This is a genomic window from Streptomyces sp. NBC_01304 (assembly GCF_035975855.1).
Classification (GTDB): Bacteria; Actinomycetota; Actinomycetes; order Streptomycetales; family Streptomycetaceae; genus Streptomyces.
In genome coordinates this window covers 3983424-4001974 of the sequence record NZ_CP109055.1, presented here as the reverse complement: position 1 = coordinate 4001974, position 18551 = coordinate 3983424, and the positions used below count along the sequence as shown (strand labels likewise).

Genomic DNA, 18551 nt, shown 5'->3' with positions numbered 1-18551 from the left:
CCGTCGTCGCCCGCGCTCCGGACTAGATCCCCAACTCCTGTGCGAGGACGGCAGCTTGGACCCGGCTGCGCAGCTCCAGCTTGCCGAGGAGCCTGCTGACGTGCGTCTTCACGGTGGCCTCGGCCATGTCGAGGCGGACCGCGACCTCGGCGTTGGACAGGCCCTGACCGAGGCAGGAGAGGACCTCCCGCTCGCGCCGGGTCAGTGTGTCGAGGATGGCTGGATCGGCTCCGGATCGCGCCCGCACCGGTTTCGCGGCGAACTCGGCGATGAGCCGGCGGGTGACGGCGGGAGAGATGAGCCCCTCGCCGCTAGCGACGGTGCGTACGGCCGAGAGCAGATCCTTGGCCTCGGTGTTCTTCAGGAGGAACCCGGACGCTCCCGCGCGCAGCGCCCCGAAGACGTACTCGTCGAGGTCGAAGGTCGTCAGGACCAGGACGTCCGCGAGCTGTTCCGCGACGACCTGCTTGGTCGCGGCCACCCCGTCCAGGCGCGGCATCTGGATGTCCATCAGGATCAGGTCGGGGCGCAGTTCCCGTGCGAGCGCGACGGCCTGCTCGCCGTCCTCGGCCTCGCCGACCACCTCAATGTCCGGGGCGCTGCGCAGGATCAGGACGAGCCCGGCGCGCACGGCGGACTGGTCCTCGGCGACGAGGACGCGGATCATTCGGTGGCTCCTTGATCGGGTCGGTCGGGTCGGTCGGGCCTGCCGGATCGCTCGGATCGCTCGGATCGGTCGGTGTCCAGGGGGAGTTGGGCGTGCACGCGCCAGACCTTGCCCGAAGTCCCGGAAGTTCTGTCGATGAGTCCCGCCTCGAAGGACCCGTCGAGCAGCGCCGCCCGCTCGCGCATCCCGACCAGGCCGGCCCCCGAACCGGGAGCGCGCGGGCCCGAGCGCTCGCCGCCGCCCGGACTGCGCACCTCGACGGTCAGGGCGTCCGCGTCCTGGGCGAGGCGGACGGTGACCTCGCCGGGGCCGGCGTGCTTGAGCGCGTTCGTCAGGGACTCCTGCACGATGCGGTACGCGGCCAGCTCGACCGGCGCCGCGAGGCGGTCGGCGTCGGCGGGCCGGGCGTCGTCCAGGGTGACGTCGAGGCCGTTGGTGCGGGCCTGCTCGACCAGGGCGGCCAGACCGTCCAGGGTCGGGGCGGCGGCGGGCTCCTGGTCGCCGCTCGAATCCCGCAGCAGGCCGATCAGGCGGCGCATCTCGGCCAGGCCCTCCACGCTGTTCTCGCGGATGACACCGAGGGCGTCCCGGCTGGTCCTCGCATCGTCCAGGGAGAGCGCCGCCGTGGAGTGGATGGCGATCGCCGAGAGGTGGTTGGCGACCATGTCGTGCAGCTCGCGGGCCATCCGCGCGCGCTCGGCCGTGATGGCCTGGGTGCGGTCCATCTCGGCGAGCAGCGCGGTCTGTTCGGCTCGCAGCGTCGCCGTCTCGGCGGCCTGGCGGTGGGTGCGAACGAGAGCGCCGGTGACGGCGGGCGCGAACGAGACCAGGCCGGTGACGACACCGACGAGCAGCGCCTGGGGCTTGTGGAACCAGGCCAGGAAGCCGACGGTCATGGCCACCGTGATCAGGCCGCTGGTCACCGGGATCCGCTTGGCCGCGGCCGGGGTGCCGTACACGACAGCCGCGTAGATGACGTCCGTGAACATCAGGATGGTGACCAGATTGCCCAGCGTGAACTGGTCCGCGACCAGCGCGAGCGTGGCGACGGGCAGCGCGATGTGCGGCTTCGTGCGGCGCAGCAGCTCGGTACCGGCCATCACGAAGAGCGGCACGAGCACCCAGCCGGGGCCGATCGGACGGTCCCCGCCCTGCAGGGTGTGCAGGCCGAGCCCCCACAGGAGCAGCCCGCCGAGCAGCCCGATGCCCGCGATGAGGGCGTCGTCGCGGTGCGGGCGCGGGAAGGTCATGCCTCCATCCAACACGCTGGACGGGGCCCTGACCTCCGCGCGCGGGCCGAGGTCCGCGTACATCGAAGGATGCAGTCGCACTTCGTCACTGGCGACGACGATCCGGCCGGTCGGGGGCGGGACGCTGGAAGTGTTCCGAGGGGTTCGAAAGGGGAAGTCCCGTGATCGTCACGCTCATCATCATCTGCGAGGTCGGCTTCTGGGTGCTGCTCGCGGCGGGTCTGGCGCTGCGGTACTGGGCGAAGATGCCGCGTGCGAGCGTCGCCGTGCTGCTGTGCGAGCCGCTGCTCGAGGTCGTCCTGTTCGTGGTCACCGCGATCGATCTGCGAAATGGGGCCGAGCCGGACTGGAAGCACGGGCTGGCGGCCGTGTACATCGGCTACTCCATCGCGCTGGGCCACTACACGATCAAGTGGGTCGACGTCCGCGTCGCCCATCGTTTCGCGGGCGGGCCGAAGCCGGTCACCCCGAAGTACGGCATGCCGCGGGCGATCCACGAGTGGAAGCTCGCGGCCCGCTGGATCCTCGCCGCGGTGATCGCGATGGGGCTGCTGCAGGGCGCGATCTGGTACGTCGGCGGGGACGGACAGACTGCTTCCCTGGAGCAGTGGCAGCAGCGGATGGTCTTCCTGATCGCGATCAACGTGATCATCGCGGGCAGCTACACGCTGTTCCCGAAGAAGGCCCCGGCGGGGGCCGTCGCCCCGGAGCAGGACGAGCGGCCCCTGACGAAGATCTAGCGCTCGCCGCCCGGCACCCACAGCACGTCTCCGACCTCCTTGTTGGCCGTACGGGCCAGGATGAACAGGAGGTCGGAGAGGCGGTTCAGATACGTCGCCGTCAGCGGGTTCATCGTCTCGCCGTGCACTTCGAGCGCGGCCCACGTGGACCGCTCGGCCCGCCGCACCACCGTGCAGGCCTGGTGCAGCAGCGCCGCGCCCGCCGTGCCGCCGGGCAGGATGAACGAACGCAGCTTCTCCAACTCGTCGTTGAAGCGGTCGCAGTCCGCCTCCAGCTTGTCGACGTAGAACTGCTCGACGCGCAGCGGCGGGTACTTCGGGTCCTCGACCACCGGCGTGGACAGGTCCGCGCCCACGTCGAAGAGATCGTTCTGTACGCGGACGAGGACCTGGACGACCTCCTCGGCGAGGGAGCCGAGCGCGACGGCCGTGCCGATGACGGCGTTGGCCTCATTGGTGTCGGCGTACGCGGAGATCCGCAGATCGGTCTTGGCGGTACGGCTCATGTCGCCGAGTGCCGTACTGCCCTTGTCGCCGGTGCGGGTGTAGATGCGCGTCAGATTGACCATGCGGCCAGCGTAGTTAAGCCCCGGCCGTCCTGAAGACGCGTGTGCCCACTGTCACGGCGAGGAGGGCGAAGGCCGCGGCCATCAGCGTGCCGTACAGCATCGACGTACTCGCGTAGTCACCGACGTACGCCGCCCGCACCGCGTCCACGAGATAGCGGAACGGCATGAAGTGCGAGAGCACGTCCAGCCAGCCCGGGGCGAGCGCCATCGGCAGCATCAGGCCGGAGAGCAGCATCGACGGCATGGTCACCGCGTTGATGACAGGCCCGAACTCGTGCGGCTTGCCGACCTTCATGGCGAGCGCGTACGACAGCGCGGCGAGGGACAGCGTCAGTACGCCCACGAACAGGAAGCCGATGAGGATCCCGGCGAGCGGCGCCCGCAGACCCATCGCGACGGCCGCGATGACCAGCAGGACGGCCTGGAAGGTGAACAGGACCGAGTCCCGGAGCACCCGCCCGAGCAGCAGCGCGAGGCGGCTGACCGGAGTGACGCGCATCCGCTCCACGACCCCCATCTGATTCTCGATGATGATCGCGAAACCGGCGAACGAGGCGCCGAACAGGCCGAGTTGGAGGAGCAGGCCGGGCACCAGGACCTGCCAGGAGTCGCCCCGGGCGCCGAGTGGCAGATCGGTCAGGAGCGGACCGAAGAAGAGCAGGTAGAGCAGCGGCATCAGCACGCCGAAGAGCATCTGGAACTTGGAGCGCAGGGTCTGGCGGGCGTAGCGCCCGAAGATCAGTGCGGTGTCGTGCAACAGCATGAGGAAGCGTCCTAAGCGGCGATGGGGGCCGGGGGCTAGACGGCGACGGGCGTCGTGTCCTTGGGCGCGAGGCTGCGCCCGGTGATGGCGAGGAAGGTGTCCTGCAGCGAGGCGTCGAGCGAGCCGCCGTACCGCAGCTTGAGCGCGCTCGGGGTGCCCTCGGCGGCGACCCGGCCCTTGTCGACGACGACCAGGCGGTCGGCGAGCGCGTCGGCCTCGTCCAGGTAGTGCGTGGTCAGGAAGACGGTCGTGCCGTGCTCGTCGCGCAGCTGCCGCACCAGGTCCCACAGGTCGGCGCGGCTGCCCGGGTCGAGTCCGGTGGTCGGCTCGTCGAGGAAGAGGACCTCGGGGCGGTGGGTGAGGCCCATCGCGATGTCGAGACGGCGGCGCTGACCGCCGGACAGGGCCGCGCAGGTCCGGTCCAGGAGGTCGGTCAGGCCGAGGTCGCGGGCCAACTCGTCGGCGCGCGCGGCCGCCTCGGCCTTGGTGAGCCGGTAGAGGCGGCCCTGGGTGACGAGCTCCTCGCGGACGGAGACGGACAGGTCGACGCCGCCGGACTGGGCGATGTAACCGATCTTCTGCCGTACGCCGTCGGGGTCGCGGGCCAGATCGCAGCCGGCCACGGTGGCCGCGCCCGAGGTGGGCGGGAGCAGCGTGGTCAGCATGCGCAGGGTGGTGGTCTTGCCGGCGCCGTTCGGGCCGAGGAAGCCGAGGATCTCGCCGGGGGCCACGGTCAGGTCGATGCCGCGCACGGCTTCGACGGGGCCGGCCTTGGTCCGGAAGGTCTTGGCCAGGCCGGCGGTACTGATGATTGCCATGACCCCAGAAAAACAGAGTCTCTTAAATTTTGCAATGTCCCCAAGTTTTCAGTGAGGCCAGTGACGGGCCTACGATGGGTCCATGACAGAGGTGGCGGAGGAGCAGGTGGCGGCGAAGCCCGAAGGGCTCAGGGAGCGCAAGAAGCGGCAGACCAGACAGCAGATCTCGGACATCGCGACCGGTCTGTTCCTGGAGCGCGGCTTCGACGCGGTGACCATCGCGGAGATCGCACAGGCGGCGGATGTCTCCGTGAACACCGTCTACAACTACTTCCCGGCCAAGGAGGACCTCTTCTTCGACCGCATGGAGGGCATGTCCGGCGGGCTCGCGCGGATCGTGCGCGGCCGGGACGTGGGGGAGTCCGCGGCGCGGGCCCTGCTGCGCGAGCTGCGCTCCGAACTCGTGGCCGTCTCGCCGAAGCTCGGCCTGATCGACGGCTACGACCGCTTCATGCGGGTCATCGAGGGCGCGCACACCCTCAAGGCCCGGCTCTGGTACCTCCAGCAGGAGATCCACGACACCACCGTGCGCACCCTGCGCGAGGAGGTTGCCGCCGATGCGGACGACCCGCTGCCGGTCCTGGTCGGGGGGCAGCTGGTCTGGGTCCAGGGCACCGTGATCACGTACATCGGCCGTGAACTGATGGCCGGGCGCAAGGCCGTCGAGGTCTCGCGCGACGCGCTGGCGATGCTCGAAGAAATCGAGGACCTACTGAGCGAAAAGGTCCTCAACTACGCGGTGCGGACGGGCTGATGGGCCTGGCGTGGCGGCCCGGAGTGTGATGTCCGTCAGGTGAGACGTGACGCGCATCTCGATGTCCCCCATGGGCGCCTCACGGCCGCTATCGTCCGCCGGAGAGCATTCGTAAACAGCGTGTAAGCGCGTACATGCAAGCGTGTAAGGGGATCGCACAGTGGCCAGGAAGCTCGCCGTCATCGGAGCCGGACTCATGGGCTCCGGCATCGCTCAGGTCTCCGCGCAAGCGGGCTGGGACGTCACCCTGCGCGATGTCACCGACGAGGCCCTGACCCGCGGCACCGACGGCATCAAGGCGTCGTACGAGAAGTTCGTGAGCAAGGGCAAGCTCGCGGCCGGGGACGCCGAGGCCGCGCTCGCGCGCATCACCACGACCACCGACCTGGACGCGGTCGCCGACGCCGACATCGTCGTCGAGGCCGTCTTCGAGAAGCTTGAGGTCAAGCACGAGATCTTCCGGGCGCTCGACAAGATCGTCCGCGAAGACGCCGTGCTCGCCTCCAACACCTCGGCCATCCCGATCACCAAGATCGCGGCCGTGACCGAGCGTCCCGAGCGGGTCGTCGGCGCGCACTTCTTCTCGCCGGTGCCGATGATGCAGCTCTGCGAGCTCGTACGCGGCTACAAGACCAGCGACGAAACCCTCGCCACCACAAGGGAGTTCGCCGAGTCCGTCGGCAAGACCTGCATCGTCGTCAACCGCGACGTCGCCGGCTTCGTCACCACCCGGCTGATCTCGGCGCTCGTCGTCGAGGCGGCCAAGCTCTACGAGTCGGGCGTCGCCACCGCCGAGGACATCGACATCGCCTGCAAGCTCGGCTTCGGCCACGCCATGGGACCGCTGGCCACCGCCGACCTCACGGGCGTCGACATCCTGCTGCACGCCACCAGCAACATCTACACCGAGTCCCAGGACGAGAAGTTCGCCCCGCCGGAGCTCATGCGACGCATGGTCGACGCCGGAGATATCGGCCGCAAGAGCGGGCAGGGGTTCTACAAGCACTGAGCCCGACTGAGCCGTGAATGGGCCCCACGGGGGCCCAACCGTTCCCCCGCAGGGGTGAATTCGGTATCGGTTCGCTTACGGACGGCAACTTCTGCCTGCCTTAGCCAGTCAGTTCAGTGAACGGTTCAGTTGAGACGACAGTGACACCAGAGGCATGACCGAGCACTCTCGGGGAGCGCATATGCACATCAGGGGCGACCACGCCGAGCTGACCGTCGGGGGCAGCCTCGACGTCCGAAGCGCGGCGGACGCCCGAACTGTCCTGCATTCCGCCCTCGATGAAGGGCACGGCGACCTCGTCCTCGATCTGGGTGACCTCGCCGCGCTCGACGCGACCGGTCTCGGCGTCATCATGGGTGCCCACCGTCAGGCCGGCCGCTGCGGCCGCCGCCTCGTGCTGCGCAACGTGCCGCCGCAGATGCAGCGCCTCCTCGTCGCCACCAGGCTGCACCGCATTCTGGCGATCGAAGGCGGAATCGGCGCGCACCCCTTGTAAAGACCGGAATCTCCGCGCACCCCTTGTAAGACCCCGGAAGGCCGCCCCGGCGCACAATCCTCACGAGACTGTGACGTCTAGGGCGGTCCGGTACCCCGCCTGTTCCGCGATACTCGTTGAAGGTCTAAGGTTCGGTCGCCCACGTCTGACGGCCCCGTCGGATGGGCACCGGACCAGAAGCGACAGTGGCGTGTGCGAAGGCCGGGGAAGCCTACGCACACGACTGCTTTTGGGGGGCTTTGACCATGGACCCGACGAACCGGGGACCGGAAGAGTACGGCCACGACAGCGACGGATTCGGCGCCGGCAACGGCGGATTCGGTGAGCGTGCCGACAGTTCGGGCCAGGCCGGCCCGCAGCGGCCGCCGCGGGACGCCATCACACCGGACTTCGGCAGCCCCGTGCCCGCCCGCACGGTCCAGCTCGTCTCGGGCGACTTCCTGCTCACCGTCAATCCCGTCGACGGCAGCGAGATAGAACCGTGCCCGCCCGGCGAACTGCCGGCCCGGCCGCAGAAGCACAGCGCCGCCGAACGCCTCGAACTGCGCCGCGCGGCCCGTCCCGCGACGCCGCCCGGACCGTCCCTGCCCAGGCCGCCGCTCCTCGAGCGCCAGGAAGACCGTGAGCGCCTCGTACGGCTCCTCGCGCGGGGGCGCTCGGTGCGGCTCACCGGACCCTCGGGTTGTGGCCGTACGGCCCTGCTCGACGCCGTCGCCGAGGACTGCGCGGACCTCGCTCCGGACGGCGTCATCCGCCTCTCCGGTTTCCGCCGGACGCCGGGCGAGCTGCTCTTCGATCTGTACGCGGCCGTATACAAGTCGCCGCTCCACCGGCCCGACCGCACCCAGCTCCTGGAACTCGTGCACGACATCGGCGCGGTAGTCGTCCTGGACGACCTCGAATTCGGCGGCGCCGCCCTCGAAGAACTCCTCGAGGCGACGCCCGAGTGCGCTTTCCTGGTCGCCGCGACGCCGGACGTCGCCGCACCCTCCGCCGACTCCCACCTCGAAGAGGTCTTCCTCGGCGGGCTCGGCCGCAGCGGCGGCCTCGAACTGCTGGAGCGGGCCGTCGGCCGGGCGCTGACCGACGACGAGGCCGGCTGGGCCGGCGACCTGTGGTTCGAGTCCGAGGGCCTGCCGCTGCGCTTCGTCCAGGCCGGGGCGCTGCTGCGCCAGCGCGACCAGCTGCGCGCCGACCCCAACGCCTTTGACGAGTACGGCTTTTACGAGGGCGCCCCCGTCGACGCGCCCTTCGACGTGGTGGAGGACGGGCACGACGTCCCGCTGCCCACGCTCGCCGAAGGTGCCGCACCCGCGGCGCTGCTCGCATCCCGGCTCAGCGAATCCGCGCGCGCCACACTGAAGTTCGCCGTCGCGCTCGGCGGGGAGCTGCCCCACCAGGCGCATCTGCCCGCCCTCGTCGGCGACACCCACGCGGACGCCGCCCTCGGCGAGCTGGTCGCCGTGGCTCTGGTCACCCCGGTCGGCGCGCGCTACCGCCTTGCCGCGGGGGTGCAGGCCCAGCTGGAGTCGGCGGGGTACGCGGAAGAGGCCGCGGGTCTGGCCCACACCGCCGCGCAGCACTACGCATGGTGGGCGGGGCACCCCTCGGTCACCCCGGAGCGGGCCGCCGCGGAGGCGGACGCCGTTCTCGCCGCGCTGACCGCTCTGGTGCCGGGGGCCGACTCCGGACACCTCAGCGCAGCGGTGCTCCTGGCCCGCACGGCAGCGCCCGCCTTCGCGGCGGGGCTCGGCTGGGGGGCCTGGGAGCGTGCGCTCCGCGCCGGGCAGGAGGCGGCGCGGCTCGCCGGCGAGGTGGCCGAAGAGGCCTACTTCCACCACGAGTTGGGCATCCTCGCGCTCCTCGGCGGCCAGCTCGACCGGGCGCGCGCCGAGCTGGAGGCGTCCATCGGGCTGCGCGGGGCGCTCGCCGACAAGCGGGGCACCGTCTCGGGCCGCAGGGCGCTCGCGCTCGTCGCCGACCGCTCGGGAGGCTCGCCGGCCGGCGGGCGGACACCGGCGGGCGAAGAGGTGCCGGACGCGCGGTACGAGGAGTCGGCGTCGCCGCCCGGTGGCGTACCGGCCGCTCTGCTGCTTCCCGAGCCCGACGAGGAATCGACCGTCGTCACCCGGCGCCAGAGCCCGGCAGGCTCCGGCTCCGGCAGCACGTACGCGACCCCGCCGGTCGGCACCGGCCGCGCCGTGCTCAGCGGCACCCGGCGCAACCTCGTCGCGGCGGCCGCCGGTGCGCTCCTCGCGGCGGTGCTCGGCACCGTCGTGACGCTCGGCGCGACCTCCGACGACGACAACCCGTCGAACAAGGTCCGGCCGGGCCAGACGGCAAGCGAGCAGGGTGACGGCGGCGGTCTGCCCGCGGACCAGCCGGACAAGGGCGACGAGTCGCCCGACCCCGGCAAGGACGGCACGCCCGGCACTTCGGACGACCCGACCGCGCCCGCCACCAGCGGCGACCCGGACGACCCGTCGTCCAGCGGCGAGCCCTCGGACGATCCGACGACCACGCGCCCGCCGACGACCACCCGGCCGCCGACGACCACGCGCCCGCCGACCACGACTCGCCCGCCGACCACGAGCCGTCCGCCGACGGACCCGCCGACGGACCCGCCCACCACGCCGCCCACGACCGATCCCACGACCGCGCCGGGCACCAACTCGGCCAGCGCCCCGGCGAGCAGTTCGGCGGGGAGCTCACCGGCCAGTTCGCCGGCCGGCTCCAGCGCGGGGACGTCGCCCAGCGACACGACCGGGATCATCTGACCCGGCCGAGCACCGGCATACGGCAGCGCCGCCCGGATCACTCCGGGCGGCGCTGTCGTGTCGTACGTACGACTGAAGGGGTCGGGTCGGATCAGAAGCTGAACCGGTTGGCCGGGATCAGAACAGCCGCAGCTTGTCGTCCTCGATGCCGCGCAGCGCGTCATAGTCGAGCACCGCGCAGCCGATGCCCCGGTCCGTGGCGAGCACGCGTGCCTGGGGCTTGATTTCCTGGGCGGCGAAGATGCCCTTCACGGGTGCCAAGTGCGGGTCGCGGTTGAGGAGTTCGAGGTAGCGGGTGAGCTGCTCCACGCCGTCGATCTCGCCGCGCCGCTTGATCTCCACGGCCACGGTCGCGCCGTCCGCGTCCCGGCACAGGATGTCGACGGGGCCGATGGCCGTCATGTACTCGCGGCGAATGAGGGTGTAGCCCTCGCCAAGTGTCTCGATCCGGTCGGCGAGCAGCTCCTGGAGGTGCGCTTCCACGCCGTCCTTGATGAGGCCCGGGTCGACGCCCAGTTCGTGCGAGGAGTCGTGCAGGATCTCCTCCATCGTGATGATGAGCTTCTCGCCCGCCTTGTTCACGACGGTCCACTTGTCGGCTTCGTCGCCCGAGCCCTCCTTGAGCGTGCAGGGCGGCGACATCCAGTTGAGGGGCTTGTAGGCCCGGTCGTCCGCGTGGATGGACACACTGCCGTCGGCCTTCACCAAGATCAGGCGGGGGGCGGACGGGAGATGGGCGGTGAGCCGGCCCGCGTAGTCCACGGAGCAACGGGCAATGACGAGACGCATGGTCGGCAACGCTACTCGACCCGCACCCTTCGGCGCGATTCGCCCACCCGGCGCCCCTCGCGCCCCACGCCGGAGGTCCTGTGCGCCACACCCTTTGTTCCTGTAAAGGTGCGTTCGTTATTGGCCGGTTGTGCGCGCATTCTCCTGGTGCGGGCCGGTCACGTTGCTTACCGTGGATGCAAGAGGTCGCAGCGCGTGCACGCTGCGTTGCGAACCTCTTTCCCGTCCGGCAACCCCCGCTCCCCGGGGGTGCGAGAGGAGAACCCATGTCGCTCGACGTCTCACCGGCACTGTTGGAACAGGCCGAGCGAGGCGAGGTCGACGAAGCTGCCTTCGTCGACTGCGTCCGGACCTCCCTGCCCTACGCATGGGAGATGATCAGCTCTCTGGTGGCCCAGCTGAAGGTTGACGGCGGCGAGTTCGCCGACAACCAGACGCCGCCGCCGAACGAGCAGGCGCGTGGTCAGCTGCTGCGTGCGCTTGCGAGTGACGCGATACGCGGTGCGCTGCAGCGGCACTTCGGAGTGCGCCTCGCATTCCAGAACTGCCACCGCGTCGCGGTCTTTCCGCTCGGCTCAGAGGCCGATGAGCGGCTGTCCCGTTTCACTTCGATACGTGGTCAGCTGCTGAACCAGTCGCCTGAACTCAGGGACTGCTGAGGCCTGTTGCTGCCGCTCCGTACGCGGGAGGTGTTTTCGGGGCGGCAGCCCGCCGTAGACAGTCATGAGTCCGCGATCACCGCAGTTGGGGCAGCACTTCGGCGCCGAGCCGGCGCACATTCTCCTCCGTCGCCGCCAGATCCCCCGATCCCTCCACCAGGAGCGCGAACCGCGTGATGCCCGTCCGCTCCGAGGTCGCCGCGAGCCGGTCGGCGCACAACTCCGGTGTCCCCACCGGGTGGAGCCTCGTCAGGAGTTCGGTGTACGTCACCGGATCACGCATCGCCCGCGCCCGGCCGTCGACCGTGACATGGGCGTCGAGGCCCTGTTTCAGCCAACCAGGCATCGCCTTCAGGAGCGTCTCACAAGCGTCCGCCGGGCGGTCCGAGATCTGGACGACGCCGGCCGACACATGGGCCACCGCGGCCACTTCGTCGGGCGTACGCCCCACCGCCAGCGCACTGGACCGCCACAGCGCGACCATCTCGGCCTTCTCCTGGTCCCCGACGTGCATCCCGAGCAGCATCGGCAGTCCGCGCTCGGCCGCGAGCCGCACGCTCGCGGGGGAGGTGCAGGCGACGACGACCTCGGGGCCCGGGGCGCCGGACAGGTCCTCGGCGGGGCGGGGGACGACCGCGACCTCGCGAAAGCTGAATCGTTCCCCCTCTGCGGCGACGCTCGGCTCGCTCAGCCAGCGGAGCAGCAGGTCGAGCGACTCGGGAAAGGCGTTCTCGTACGCCTCGAGACCGCGCCCGAAGACCTCCAGGTCGACCCAGGGGCCACCGCGCCCCACACCCAGGGAAAAGCGTCCCCCGCTGGTGAGATGGAGCAGCGCGGCCTGCTCGCCGAGGGCGACCGGGTGCTGGGTCGGCAGCACGCTCACCGCGGTGCCGACCCGGATCCGCTGCGTACGCCCGAGCAGCAGGGCCGCGAGCGTCACCGCCGACGGGCAGACTCCGTACGGCACGAAGTGATGCTCGGCGAGCCAGACCGAGTCGAGCCCGGACTCCTCGGCGACCTCGGCGGTGCGCACCGCTCGGTGCAGCGCCTCGCCCTGGCCCTGGCCCGGGAATTGTGCGGCCAGTACAAACGTCCCTACGCGCATCGCACTCCTGCCTCCTTGGCGCCGACGCGGTGCTCCCCACCTACAGGCAACAACGTCTGACACGTGCCAAAGGCACGGCTGGCATAAAGGTTGGCCGATTGTCCTACCAGGAGTCTGAAAGGCGTCCGCATGCGCAAGGTTCGCGGCTGTTTCGCGGCAAGTATGCGGCGGCGTCCGATCAGTTGCCGTCGGCGCGTGTGTGGGGGTTGGTAGGAGGCGTGTACCCCAGTCCGGGCCGCGTAGGCTGGACGTACCCCTGGTCCCCGTACAGCCCGTGAGGTGTCCTGTGTCTCCGCGTCGCAACCGTCCGAAGGGCCCCGGCGGGGCCGGCCGTGGCGAGGACGGGGAGGGCGGCGGCCGGTACGGCGGGCATCAGAGCTCGGAGAGCTGGCAGGGCGAGGACTTCAGCGTGCGCCATGTCGCAGGTGCGAGCGCGGCGGGCAAGACGTACCGTTGCCCCGGCTGCGACCAGGAGATCCCGTCCGGCGTCGCGCATGTCGTGGCGTGGCCGGAGCACGGCGGGGGAGTGGACGACCGCAGGCACTGGCACAAGGCCTGCTGGAACGCACGGGACCGCCGCACCTCGCGGGTGCAGCGGTCCCGTAATGCGCCGAGGTTCTGACCCCGGTCGAGGCGCCGGGGTTCTGACCCCGGTCAAGGTTCCGAGGTTCTGACCCCGGTCGGGGTCACACGTCCCGCGACTCCAGCACGGCGAAGGCGCCGACCAGGCCTGCGGCCGCGAGGCCCAGCATGATCCACAGCGGGTCCCAGCCGGTCGGTCCCGAGTCGCTCAGGGTGCCGCCGTAGAAGGCGCCGAGCTGGTTGGGGATCGAGTACTCGAGCAGGAACTCCCGGAAGTCGTTCATGGACTCCGCGAACATGAAGAGCGCGAGCACCAGCGGGGCGAGCAGCAGGCCGATCATGATCGTGATGCCGCCCGCGGAGTGGCGCAGCAGCGCGCCGATGGAGAGGGCGAGCAGCCCGAGCAGCGCGATGTAGAGGCTCACACCGAGGGTCGCGCGCAGCCACTCGCTGGTGGTGGGATCGGCCGCCCCCATGTCCGACAGGGCCGCCTGCTGTACGACGGCCACGAGGCCGGTGGACAGCAGGGTGATCACGAAGGACACGGCGAAGAAGATGATCGCCTTCGCCATCAGCACCCGGCCCCGGGACGGGCACGCGGTCATGGTCGTCCGGATCATGCCGGTGCCGTACTCGGACGACGTGGTCAGCACGCCGAGCGTGATGATGCAGATGCTGCCGACGAGCAGGCCGAAGAAGCCCAGGGACAGCAGCGGGGTGCCCACGAGGGACCCGTCGGCGGAGGACACGGTCACCGCGATGAGCAGGCCGATGCCGACCACGAGCAGCAGGAAGACCCCGAGCGTCCACATCGTCGAGCGGACCGACTTGATCTTCGTCCACTCGGAGGCGAGGGCATGCCCGAGATGCGTACGCCGGACCGGGATCGGCGAGGTGTACGCGCCGGGCGCGCCCTGCCAGGGGCCCTGCGGAGCCGCCTGCTGCGGGACGGGTGCGGCCTGCGGCTGCGGCGGCTGGGGTGCGGAGGAGGGGGCGGTCATCGGGCGGCGTCCTCGTTGTCGGTGGGCCCAGCGGCCGGCTTGGTCAGGTCGGCGGCGGGCGCCGGGTCGGGCGATGCGACGGGCGCCTGCGGCGGCGCCTCGGGCGCGGGCGGGGCCGGGGCGGCCTGCGGTGCGGCAGCGGCGGGCACCTGCTGCAGGGCCAGGGTCCCCGGAGCGGAAGCCGGGGCCTGCGGGGCGGACGGCACCTGCTGCAGAGCCAGGGTTCCCGGAGCCTGCGGGGCCCCCGCCTCAGGGACCCCCGGCGCCTGCGCGTACGGGTTCGGCTGCGGCTGAGCCGGCGGCTGGCCCTGCGGCGCACCGTACGGCGCCTCCTGCGGCATGGCGAACGGCTGCCCGCCCTGCTGCGGCGACGGCGGCGCGTACCACCCGGGCTGGCCCTGGCCGGGCGCGGCGAGCTGCGGCGGCATCCCGCCGGGAGGCATGGCCATCTGCTGCTGCAGGCCCGCCTTCTGGTCGATGGTGGAGCGGTAGTCCACGGCGCCCTGCGTCATCCGCATGTACGCCTCCTCGAGCGAGGCCTGGTGCGGCGAGAGCTCCCACAGCCGGACGTCCGCCTCGTGCGCGAGGTCGCTGATGCGCGGCAGCGGGAGGCCGGTGACGCGCAGCCCCCCGTCCTGCTCGGGCAGCACATGGCCGCCGGCCTCGGTGAGCGCGGCGGACAGCTTCTCGCGTTGCTGCGGCTCGGTGTCGGGGGTGCGTACCCGCGCGAAGTCCGCGGAGTTGGCGGAGATGAAGTTCCCGATGCTCATGTCGGCGAGCAGCTGCCCGCGCCCGATCACGATCAAGTGGTCGGCGGTGAGCGCCATTTCGCTCATCAGGTGCGAGGAGACGAAGACGGTACGTCCCTCCGCGGCCAGGGACTTCATCAGATTGCGGACCCAGAGGATGCCCTCGGGGTCGAGGCCGTTGACCGGCTCGTCGAAGAGCAGCACCTGGGGGTCGCCGAGCAGGGCGGCCGCGATGCCGAGGCGCTGGCCCATGCCGAGCGAGAAGCCCTTGGAGCGCTTCTTCGCGACGTCCTGCAGGCCGACCACGCCGAGCACCTCGTCGACCCGGCGGGCCGGGATGCCGGACAGCTGGGCGAGGCACAGCAGGTGGTTGCGGGCGTGCCGGCCGCCGTGCACCGCCTTGGCGTCGAGGAGGGCGCCGACGTGCCGGGGCGCGTTCGGCAGCTGACGGTAGGGGTGTCCCGCGATCGTCACACGGCCCGAGGTGGGGTTGTCCAGGCCGAGGATCATGCGCATCGTCGTCGACTTGCCCGAGCCGTTGGGGCCCAGGAAGCCGGTGACGGCACCGGGCCGCACCTGGAAGGAAAGGTTGTACACGGCCGTCTTCGCGCCATAGCGCTTGGTCAGGCCGACTGCCTCGATCATTCTCCGCACCCATCGACAGGTCAGGACGTCGGGGCACTTCCGAACGCCCCCGTAAGGGTTAGGAGGATATCCACAGGCTGACGGTTCCCGTGCGGTGAGGGTTCCGTGCGGGTTCGGCGGATCGTACGGCGAGCAGGATTCGGATCGTACGGCGAGCGGGATCCGCGCGCTCAGGAGCTACGCGTCCCGCTTCTTCAGCAGCCAATAACCGCAGGCCAGCGCCACGACCACCCAAGCGATCATGATGGCGAGCCCGCCCCACGGCCCGTACGGCGTGCTGTCGTCGATGGGCGCGACCACCTGCATCACCTTCTGCCCGGCCTGGTCGGGCAGATAGCGGGCGATCTTCTTGGTGGCCGAGACCGAGCCGAGGATCGGCGACACCAGGAAGAACAGCGGCATCAGGATGCCCAGCGAGAGCATGGGGCTGCGCAGCAGCGAGGCGACCGCCATCGAGAACACCGCGATCAGCGTCATGTAGAGCCCGCCGCCGATCACCGCGCGCAGCACGCCCGGATCGCCGATCGACACCTTGTGGACGCCCATCACGGACTGGCCGAGGAAGAACGAGATGAACGCCGTGATCATGGCGACCACGAAGGCCAGCGCGGTCGCCACCGCGACCTTGCTGAACAGGAACTTCCCGCGCTGCGGAACGGCGGCCAGCGAGGTCCGGATCATCCCGGTGCTGTACTCGTTGGAGACCACCAGCACCCCGAACACGATCATCGCGAGCTGACCGAGACCCATCCCGGCGAAGCTCATCGAGGTCGCGTCGAAGCCGAGCCGGTCCTTCTCGTCCAGATTGTCGAAGTCGCTGCTGGCGAAGTGCGAGATCAGCATGCCGAGGCCGATCGTCACGATCGCGGCCAGGCTCAGCGTCCAGAGGGTCGAGTTGACCGACTTGATCTTCGTCCACTCCGACTTCAGTACCCGCGTCGAGGACATGCTCAGGACTCCTTCTTCTGCGACCACGTCTCGCCCCAGCCGGGCTGCCCCGGCTGTGCGCCCTGGGGCGAGTCCCAGCCGGAGGTGTCCGGGGGCCCGGTCTGCGCGTGTGCGTGGTACTCCACGGACTCGGCGGTGAGCTGCATGAAGGCGTCTTCGAGCGAGGCCTGCTGAGGGCTGAGCTCATGCAGGGTGAGCTGGTGCGCGGCGGCGATCTCGCCCAGCCGGTCCGAGGCCGCGCCGTCCACTTCGAGGGTTCCGTTGCCGGCCTCGACGACCGTCACGCCCTCCTCGTGCAGGACGTCGCGCAGCCGCTCCTGCTGGGGCGAGCGCAGTCGCACGTACGAGCGTGAGTTGTCCTTGATGAAGTCGGCCATCGAGGTGTCGGCGAGCAGCCGGCCCTGGCCGATGACGACGAGGTGCTCGGCCGTCAGCGCCATCTCGCTCATCAGGTGCGAGGAGACGAAGACCGTACGTCCCTGGGCGGCGAGGCCCTTCATCAGATTGCGGATCCAGTGGATGCCCTCGGGGTCGAGCCCGTTGACCGGCTCGTCGAACATCAGGATCTGCGGATCGCCGAGCAGCGCGCCCGCGATGCCGAGCCGCTGGCCCATGCCGAGCGAGAAGCCCTTGGCCTTCTTCTTGGCGACGGCGGTCAGGCCCACGGTCTCCAGGACCTCGTGGACCCGGCTGGTCGGAATGCCGTTGGACTGGGCGAGGCAGAGCAGGTGGTTGAAGGCGCTGCGGCCGCCGTGCATCGCCTTGGCGTCGAGCAGTGCGCCGATGTACCTCAGCGGGTGCTTGATCTGGTCGTAGTGCCGACCGTCGATGAGGACGTCGCCGCCCGAGGGCCGGTCGAGACCGAGCATCATCCGCATCGTGGTCGACTTGCCCGCGCCGTTCGGCCCCAGGAAGCCCGTGACCAGGCCTGGTCTGACGGAGAAGGTGAGGTCGTTGACTGCCACCTTTTCGCCGTACCGCTTGGTGAGGCCGTCGAGCTCGATCATGCGGACCACGCTAAAACGGGACAAAGCCCCCTGCCACTTGGGGTGACAGGGGGCTCTGCCCCGTACACGTACTGCTGTGGATCCCTTACGAGGATCCGCAGGCGGTGCTTACCGGCTCTGCTGGGCCGGAACCCCGCGGGTGACCGGCTCGTCCTCGCCCGGCGCACCGGCGGCGGCGACAGCCGCACCGGTCAGCGTGGCCAGCATCTCGCGGACGTTGGTCAGCTGGGCGTTGATGGAGTCGCGGCGGTTGGTGAGCGCCGCCAGCTCGCGCTCCGATTCGCTGCGGATCCGGTCGGCCTTGGCGTTCGCGTCCGCCACGATGTCCTCGGCCTGGCGCTGCGCGGTCTCCACCGTCTGGCGGGCGCGACGCTCGGCGTCGGTGCGCAGCTTCTCGGCCTCCAGGCGAAGCTGCTCCGCGCGGTGCTCGATCTCCGCGAGGCGCTTCTCGGCCTTGGCCTGACGGGACGCGAGGTCGCGCTCCGACTGCTCACGGCGCTTGGCGAGGTTCGTCTCGAAGTCGGCCGCGGCCTGGGCGGCCTTGGCGCGGGTCTCCTCGAAGAGGGCGTCGGCCTCCTCGCGCTTCTGCTGCGCGTCCTTCTGGGCCTCGGAGCGCAGCGCGCCCGCCTCGCCCTTGGCCTTCTCGACGATCCGGACGCCCTCGTCCTCGGCCTTGGCCTTGCGCTCGGCCGCGAACGACTCCGCGTCGTTGCGCACCTGCTGGGCGGCGGACTCGGCGAGCTCGCGGTGCTGCTCGGCCGCGCGACGGGCCTCCTCGCGCAGGTCCTTGGCCTCCTCCTCGGCGAGGCGGAGGATCTTCTCGACGCGGGCGCCGAGGCCGGCGTACGACGGCTCAGCGTCGGTTACCTGGGCCTGAGCGTTCTGCGTCTCGAGGTGCAGTTCCTCGATGCGCTTTTCCAGAGCAGTGATACGGGCAAGAGCGGAGTCACGGTCGGAGACGAGCTTGGAGATACGTTCGTCCACCTGAGCGCGGTCGTACCCACGCCGCACAAGCTCGAAGCCGTAGGGGGAAGTGTCGCTCATGGGGTTCCTGTCGAATGAGACCGGTGAGGTGATAGGGGGAATCCTAGGGGGCTTTGCGGCGTGTCATCGAGCAGTTGCCCGTTTGATCTGGAGAATGACACCCCTTTTGAGTGGCTAACCGGCGGACCGCTTGCCAGCACCAGGGCCGAACGTCCTTGGCAAGCACGGGAGATGGTGAT

At 70.5% G+C, this 18551-nt stretch carries 19 protein-coding genes; 7 read left to right on the top strand and 12 right to left on the bottom strand.

The features are described from left to right. Window positions 1-22 precede the first annotated feature (22 nt). Together OG430_RS17295 and OG430_RS17290 are read right to left on the bottom strand one after the other, a co-directional pair. Window positions 23-667, bottom strand: a complete 645-nt coding sequence (locus tag OG430_RS17295) for a response regulator transcription factor (protein WP_327353408.1) — start codon at window positions 665-667, stop codon at window positions 23-25. After that, a complete protein-coding gene (locus OG430_RS17290) occupies window positions 664-1917 on the bottom strand; it encodes a sensor histidine kinase (RefSeq protein WP_327353407.1) in 1254 nt (417 codons plus the stop codon). Before OG430_RS17290 ends, OG430_RS17295 begins: the two co-directional genes overlap by 4 nt. Window positions 1918-2078: 161 nt before the next feature. On the opposite strand from OG430_RS17290, the gene OG430_RS17285 reads away from it, so the two are divergent. Further along, window positions 2079-2657 carry a hypothetical protein gene (locus tag OG430_RS17285; protein ID WP_327353406.1) on the top strand — a complete coding sequence of 193 codons (579 nt, stop codon included), beginning with the start codon at window positions 2079-2081 and terminating at the stop codon, window positions 2655-2657. On the opposite strand, the gene OG430_RS17280 is transcribed toward OG430_RS17285, so the two are convergent. The 3 genes from OG430_RS17280 to OG430_RS17270 are packed head-to-tail and all read right to left on the bottom strand — an operon-like array spanning window position 2654 to window position 4807. Further along, a complete protein-coding gene (locus OG430_RS17280) occupies window positions 2654-3226 on the bottom strand; it encodes a cob(I)yrinic acid a,c-diamide adenosyltransferase (RefSeq protein WP_327353405.1) in 573 nt (190 codons plus the stop codon). The genes OG430_RS17285 and OG430_RS17280 overlap by 4 nt on opposite strands. A gap of 13 nt (window positions 3227-3239) precedes the next feature. Beyond that, window positions 3240-3989 carry an ABC transporter permease gene (locus OG430_RS17275; protein ID WP_327353404.1) on the bottom strand — a complete coding sequence of 250 codons (750 nt, stop codon included), beginning with the start codon at window positions 3987-3989 and terminating at the stop codon, window positions 3240-3242. A 35-nt stretch (window positions 3990-4024) separates the two neighbouring features. After that, complete coding sequence (locus OG430_RS17270; protein WP_327353403.1) at window positions 4025-4807, bottom strand: ABC transporter ATP-binding protein; 783 nt, start codon at window positions 4805-4807, stop codon at window positions 4025-4027. An 82-nt stretch (window positions 4808-4889) separates the two neighbouring features. Between OG430_RS17270 and OG430_RS17265 the strand changes: the two genes are divergently transcribed. The 4 genes from OG430_RS17265 to OG430_RS17250 all read left to right on the top strand — a co-directional run bounded on the left by OG430_RS17265 (window position 4890) and on the right by OG430_RS17250 (window position 9843). Then, window positions 4890-5561: a TetR/AcrR family transcriptional regulator gene (locus OG430_RS17265; RefSeq protein ID WP_327353402.1), complete on the top strand. Its 672-nt coding sequence runs from the start codon at window positions 4890-4892 to the stop codon at window positions 5559-5561. Between the two features lie 160 nt (window positions 5562-5721). Next, complete coding sequence (locus tag OG430_RS17260) at window positions 5722-6570, top strand: 3-hydroxyacyl-CoA dehydrogenase family protein (protein ID WP_327353401.1); 849 nt, start codon at window positions 5722-5724, stop codon at window positions 6568-6570. 181 nt (window positions 6571-6751) lie between these two features. Beyond that, entirely contained in the window at window positions 6752-7066 is a 315-nt protein-coding gene (locus OG430_RS17255) for an STAS domain-containing protein (RefSeq protein WP_327359131.1), read from the top strand. 245 nt (window positions 7067-7311) lie between these two features. After that, window positions 7312-9843: an ATP-binding protein gene (locus OG430_RS17250; RefSeq protein WP_327353400.1), complete on the top strand. Its 2532-nt coding sequence runs from the start codon at window positions 7312-7314 to the stop codon at window positions 9841-9843. A 117-nt stretch (window positions 9844-9960) separates the two neighbouring features. Here the strand turns inward: OG430_RS17250 and nucS are convergent, their stop codons facing one another. Next, a complete protein-coding gene (nucS, locus tag OG430_RS17245; protein WP_327353399.1) occupies window positions 9961-10632 on the bottom strand; it encodes an endonuclease NucS in 672 nt (223 codons plus the stop codon). Between the two features lie 266 nt (window positions 10633-10898). Here nucS and OG430_RS17240 point away from each other — a divergent pair, with 266 nt between their 5' ends. Next, window positions 10899-11291: an SCO5389 family protein gene (locus OG430_RS17240; RefSeq protein ID WP_327353398.1), complete on the top strand. Its 393-nt coding sequence runs from the start codon at window positions 10899-10901 to the stop codon at window positions 11289-11291. Window positions 11292-11367: 76 nt separating this feature from the next. Here the strand turns inward: OG430_RS17240 and OG430_RS17235 are convergent, their stop codons facing one another. Then, window positions 11368-12396 carry an LLM class flavin-dependent oxidoreductase gene (locus OG430_RS17235; protein WP_327353397.1) on the bottom strand — a complete coding sequence of 343 codons (1029 nt, stop codon included), beginning with the start codon at window positions 12394-12396 and terminating at the stop codon, window positions 11368-11370. 286 nt (window positions 12397-12682) lie between these two features. On the opposite strand from OG430_RS17235, the gene OG430_RS17230 reads away from it, so the two are divergent. Beyond that, complete coding sequence (locus tag OG430_RS17230) at window positions 12683-13018, top strand: ATP/GTP-binding protein (protein ID WP_327353396.1); 336 nt, start codon at window positions 12683-12685, stop codon at window positions 13016-13018. Between the two features lie 64 nt (window positions 13019-13082). On the opposite strand, the gene OG430_RS17225 is transcribed toward OG430_RS17230, so the two are convergent. The 5 genes from OG430_RS17225 to OG430_RS17205 all read right to left on the bottom strand — a co-directional run bounded on the left by OG430_RS17225 (window position 13083) and on the right by OG430_RS17205 (window position 18372). Continuing rightward, on the bottom strand, window positions 13083-13979 hold the full coding sequence (locus OG430_RS17225; protein ID WP_327353395.1) for an ABC transporter permease: 897 nt from the start codon (window positions 13977-13979) through the stop codon (window positions 13083-13085). Then, window positions 13976-15373, bottom strand: coding sequence for an ABC transporter ATP-binding protein (locus OG430_RS17220; RefSeq protein ID WP_327353394.1), 1398 nt, complete (start codon window positions 15371-15373; stop codon window positions 13976-13978). Before OG430_RS17220 ends, OG430_RS17225 begins: the two co-directional genes overlap by 4 nt. Before the next feature lie 177 nt (window positions 15374-15550). After that, complete coding sequence (locus OG430_RS17215; protein ID WP_327353393.1) at window positions 15551-16321, bottom strand: ABC transporter permease; 771 nt, start codon at window positions 16319-16321, stop codon at window positions 15551-15553. Window positions 16322-16323: 2 nt separating this feature from the next. Continuing rightward, on the bottom strand, window positions 16324-17328 hold the full coding sequence (locus tag OG430_RS17210; RefSeq protein ID WP_327353392.1) for an ABC transporter ATP-binding protein: 1005 nt from the start codon (window positions 17326-17328) through the stop codon (window positions 16324-16326). A gap of 108 nt (window positions 17329-17436) precedes the next feature. Continuing rightward, window positions 17437-18372, bottom strand: coding sequence for a cellulose-binding protein (locus OG430_RS17205; RefSeq protein ID WP_327353391.1), 936 nt, complete (start codon window positions 18370-18372; stop codon window positions 17437-17439). Window positions 18373-18551: the final 179 nt, after the last annotated feature.

Bases quoted from the DNA above. Each gene is read 5' to 3' on its own strand.
- OG430_RS17295 (WP_327353408.1), bottom strand. From the start codon at position 667: ATGATCCGCGTCCTCGTCGCCGAGGACCAGTCCGCCGTGCGCGCCGGG.
- nucS (WP_327353399.1), bottom strand. From the start codon at position 10,632: ATGCGTCTCGTCATTGCCCGTTGCTCCGTGGACTACGCGGGCCGGCTC.
- OG430_RS17215 (WP_327353393.1), bottom strand. From the start codon at position 16,321: ATGTCCTCGACGCGGGTACTGAAGTCGGAGTGGACGAAGATCAAGTCG.
- OG430_RS17270 (WP_327353403.1), bottom strand. From the start codon at position 4,807: ATGGCAATCATCAGTACCGCCGGCCTGGCCAAGACCTTCCGGACCAAG.
- OG430_RS17235 (WP_327353397.1), bottom strand. From the start codon at position 12,396: ATGCGCGTAGGGACGTTTGTACTGGCCGCACAATTCCCGGGCCAGGGC.
- OG430_RS17275 (WP_327353404.1), bottom strand. From the start codon at position 3,989: ATGCTGTTGCACGACACCGCACTGATCTTCGGGCGCTACGCCCGCCAG.
- OG430_RS17255 (WP_327359131.1), top strand. From the start codon at position 6,752: ATGCACATCAGGGGCGACCACGCCGAGCTGACCGTCGGGGGCAGCCTC.
- OG430_RS17280 (WP_327353405.1), bottom strand. From the start codon at position 3,226: ATGGTCAATCTGACGCGCATCTACACCCGCACCGGCGACAAGGGCAGT.
- OG430_RS17220 (WP_327353394.1), bottom strand. From the start codon at position 15,373: ATGATCGAGGCAGTCGGCCTGACCAAGCGCTATGGCGCGAAGACGGCC.
- OG430_RS17240 (WP_327353398.1), top strand. From the start codon at position 10,899: ATGTCGCTCGACGTCTCACCGGCACTGTTGGAACAGGCCGAGCGAGGC.
- OG430_RS17250 (WP_327353400.1), top strand. From the start codon at position 7,312: ATGGACCCGACGAACCGGGGACCGGAAGAGTACGGCCACGACAGCGAC.
- OG430_RS17225 (WP_327353395.1), bottom strand. From the start codon at position 13,979: ATGACCGCCCCCTCCTCCGCACCCCAGCCGCCGCAGCCGCAGGCCGCA.
- OG430_RS17265 (WP_327353402.1), top strand. From the start codon at position 4,890: ATGACAGAGGTGGCGGAGGAGCAGGTGGCGGCGAAGCCCGAAGGGCTC.
- OG430_RS17290 (WP_327353407.1), bottom strand. From the start codon at position 1,917: ATGACCTTCCCGCGCCCGCACCGCGACGACGCCCTCATCGCGGGCATC.
- OG430_RS17205 (WP_327353391.1), bottom strand. From the start codon at position 18,372: ATGAGCGACACTTCCCCCTACGGCTTCGAGCTTGTGCGGCGTGGGTAC.
- OG430_RS17210 (WP_327353392.1), bottom strand. From the start codon at position 17,328: ATGATCGAGCTCGACGGCCTCACCAAGCGGTACGGCGAAAAGGTGGCA.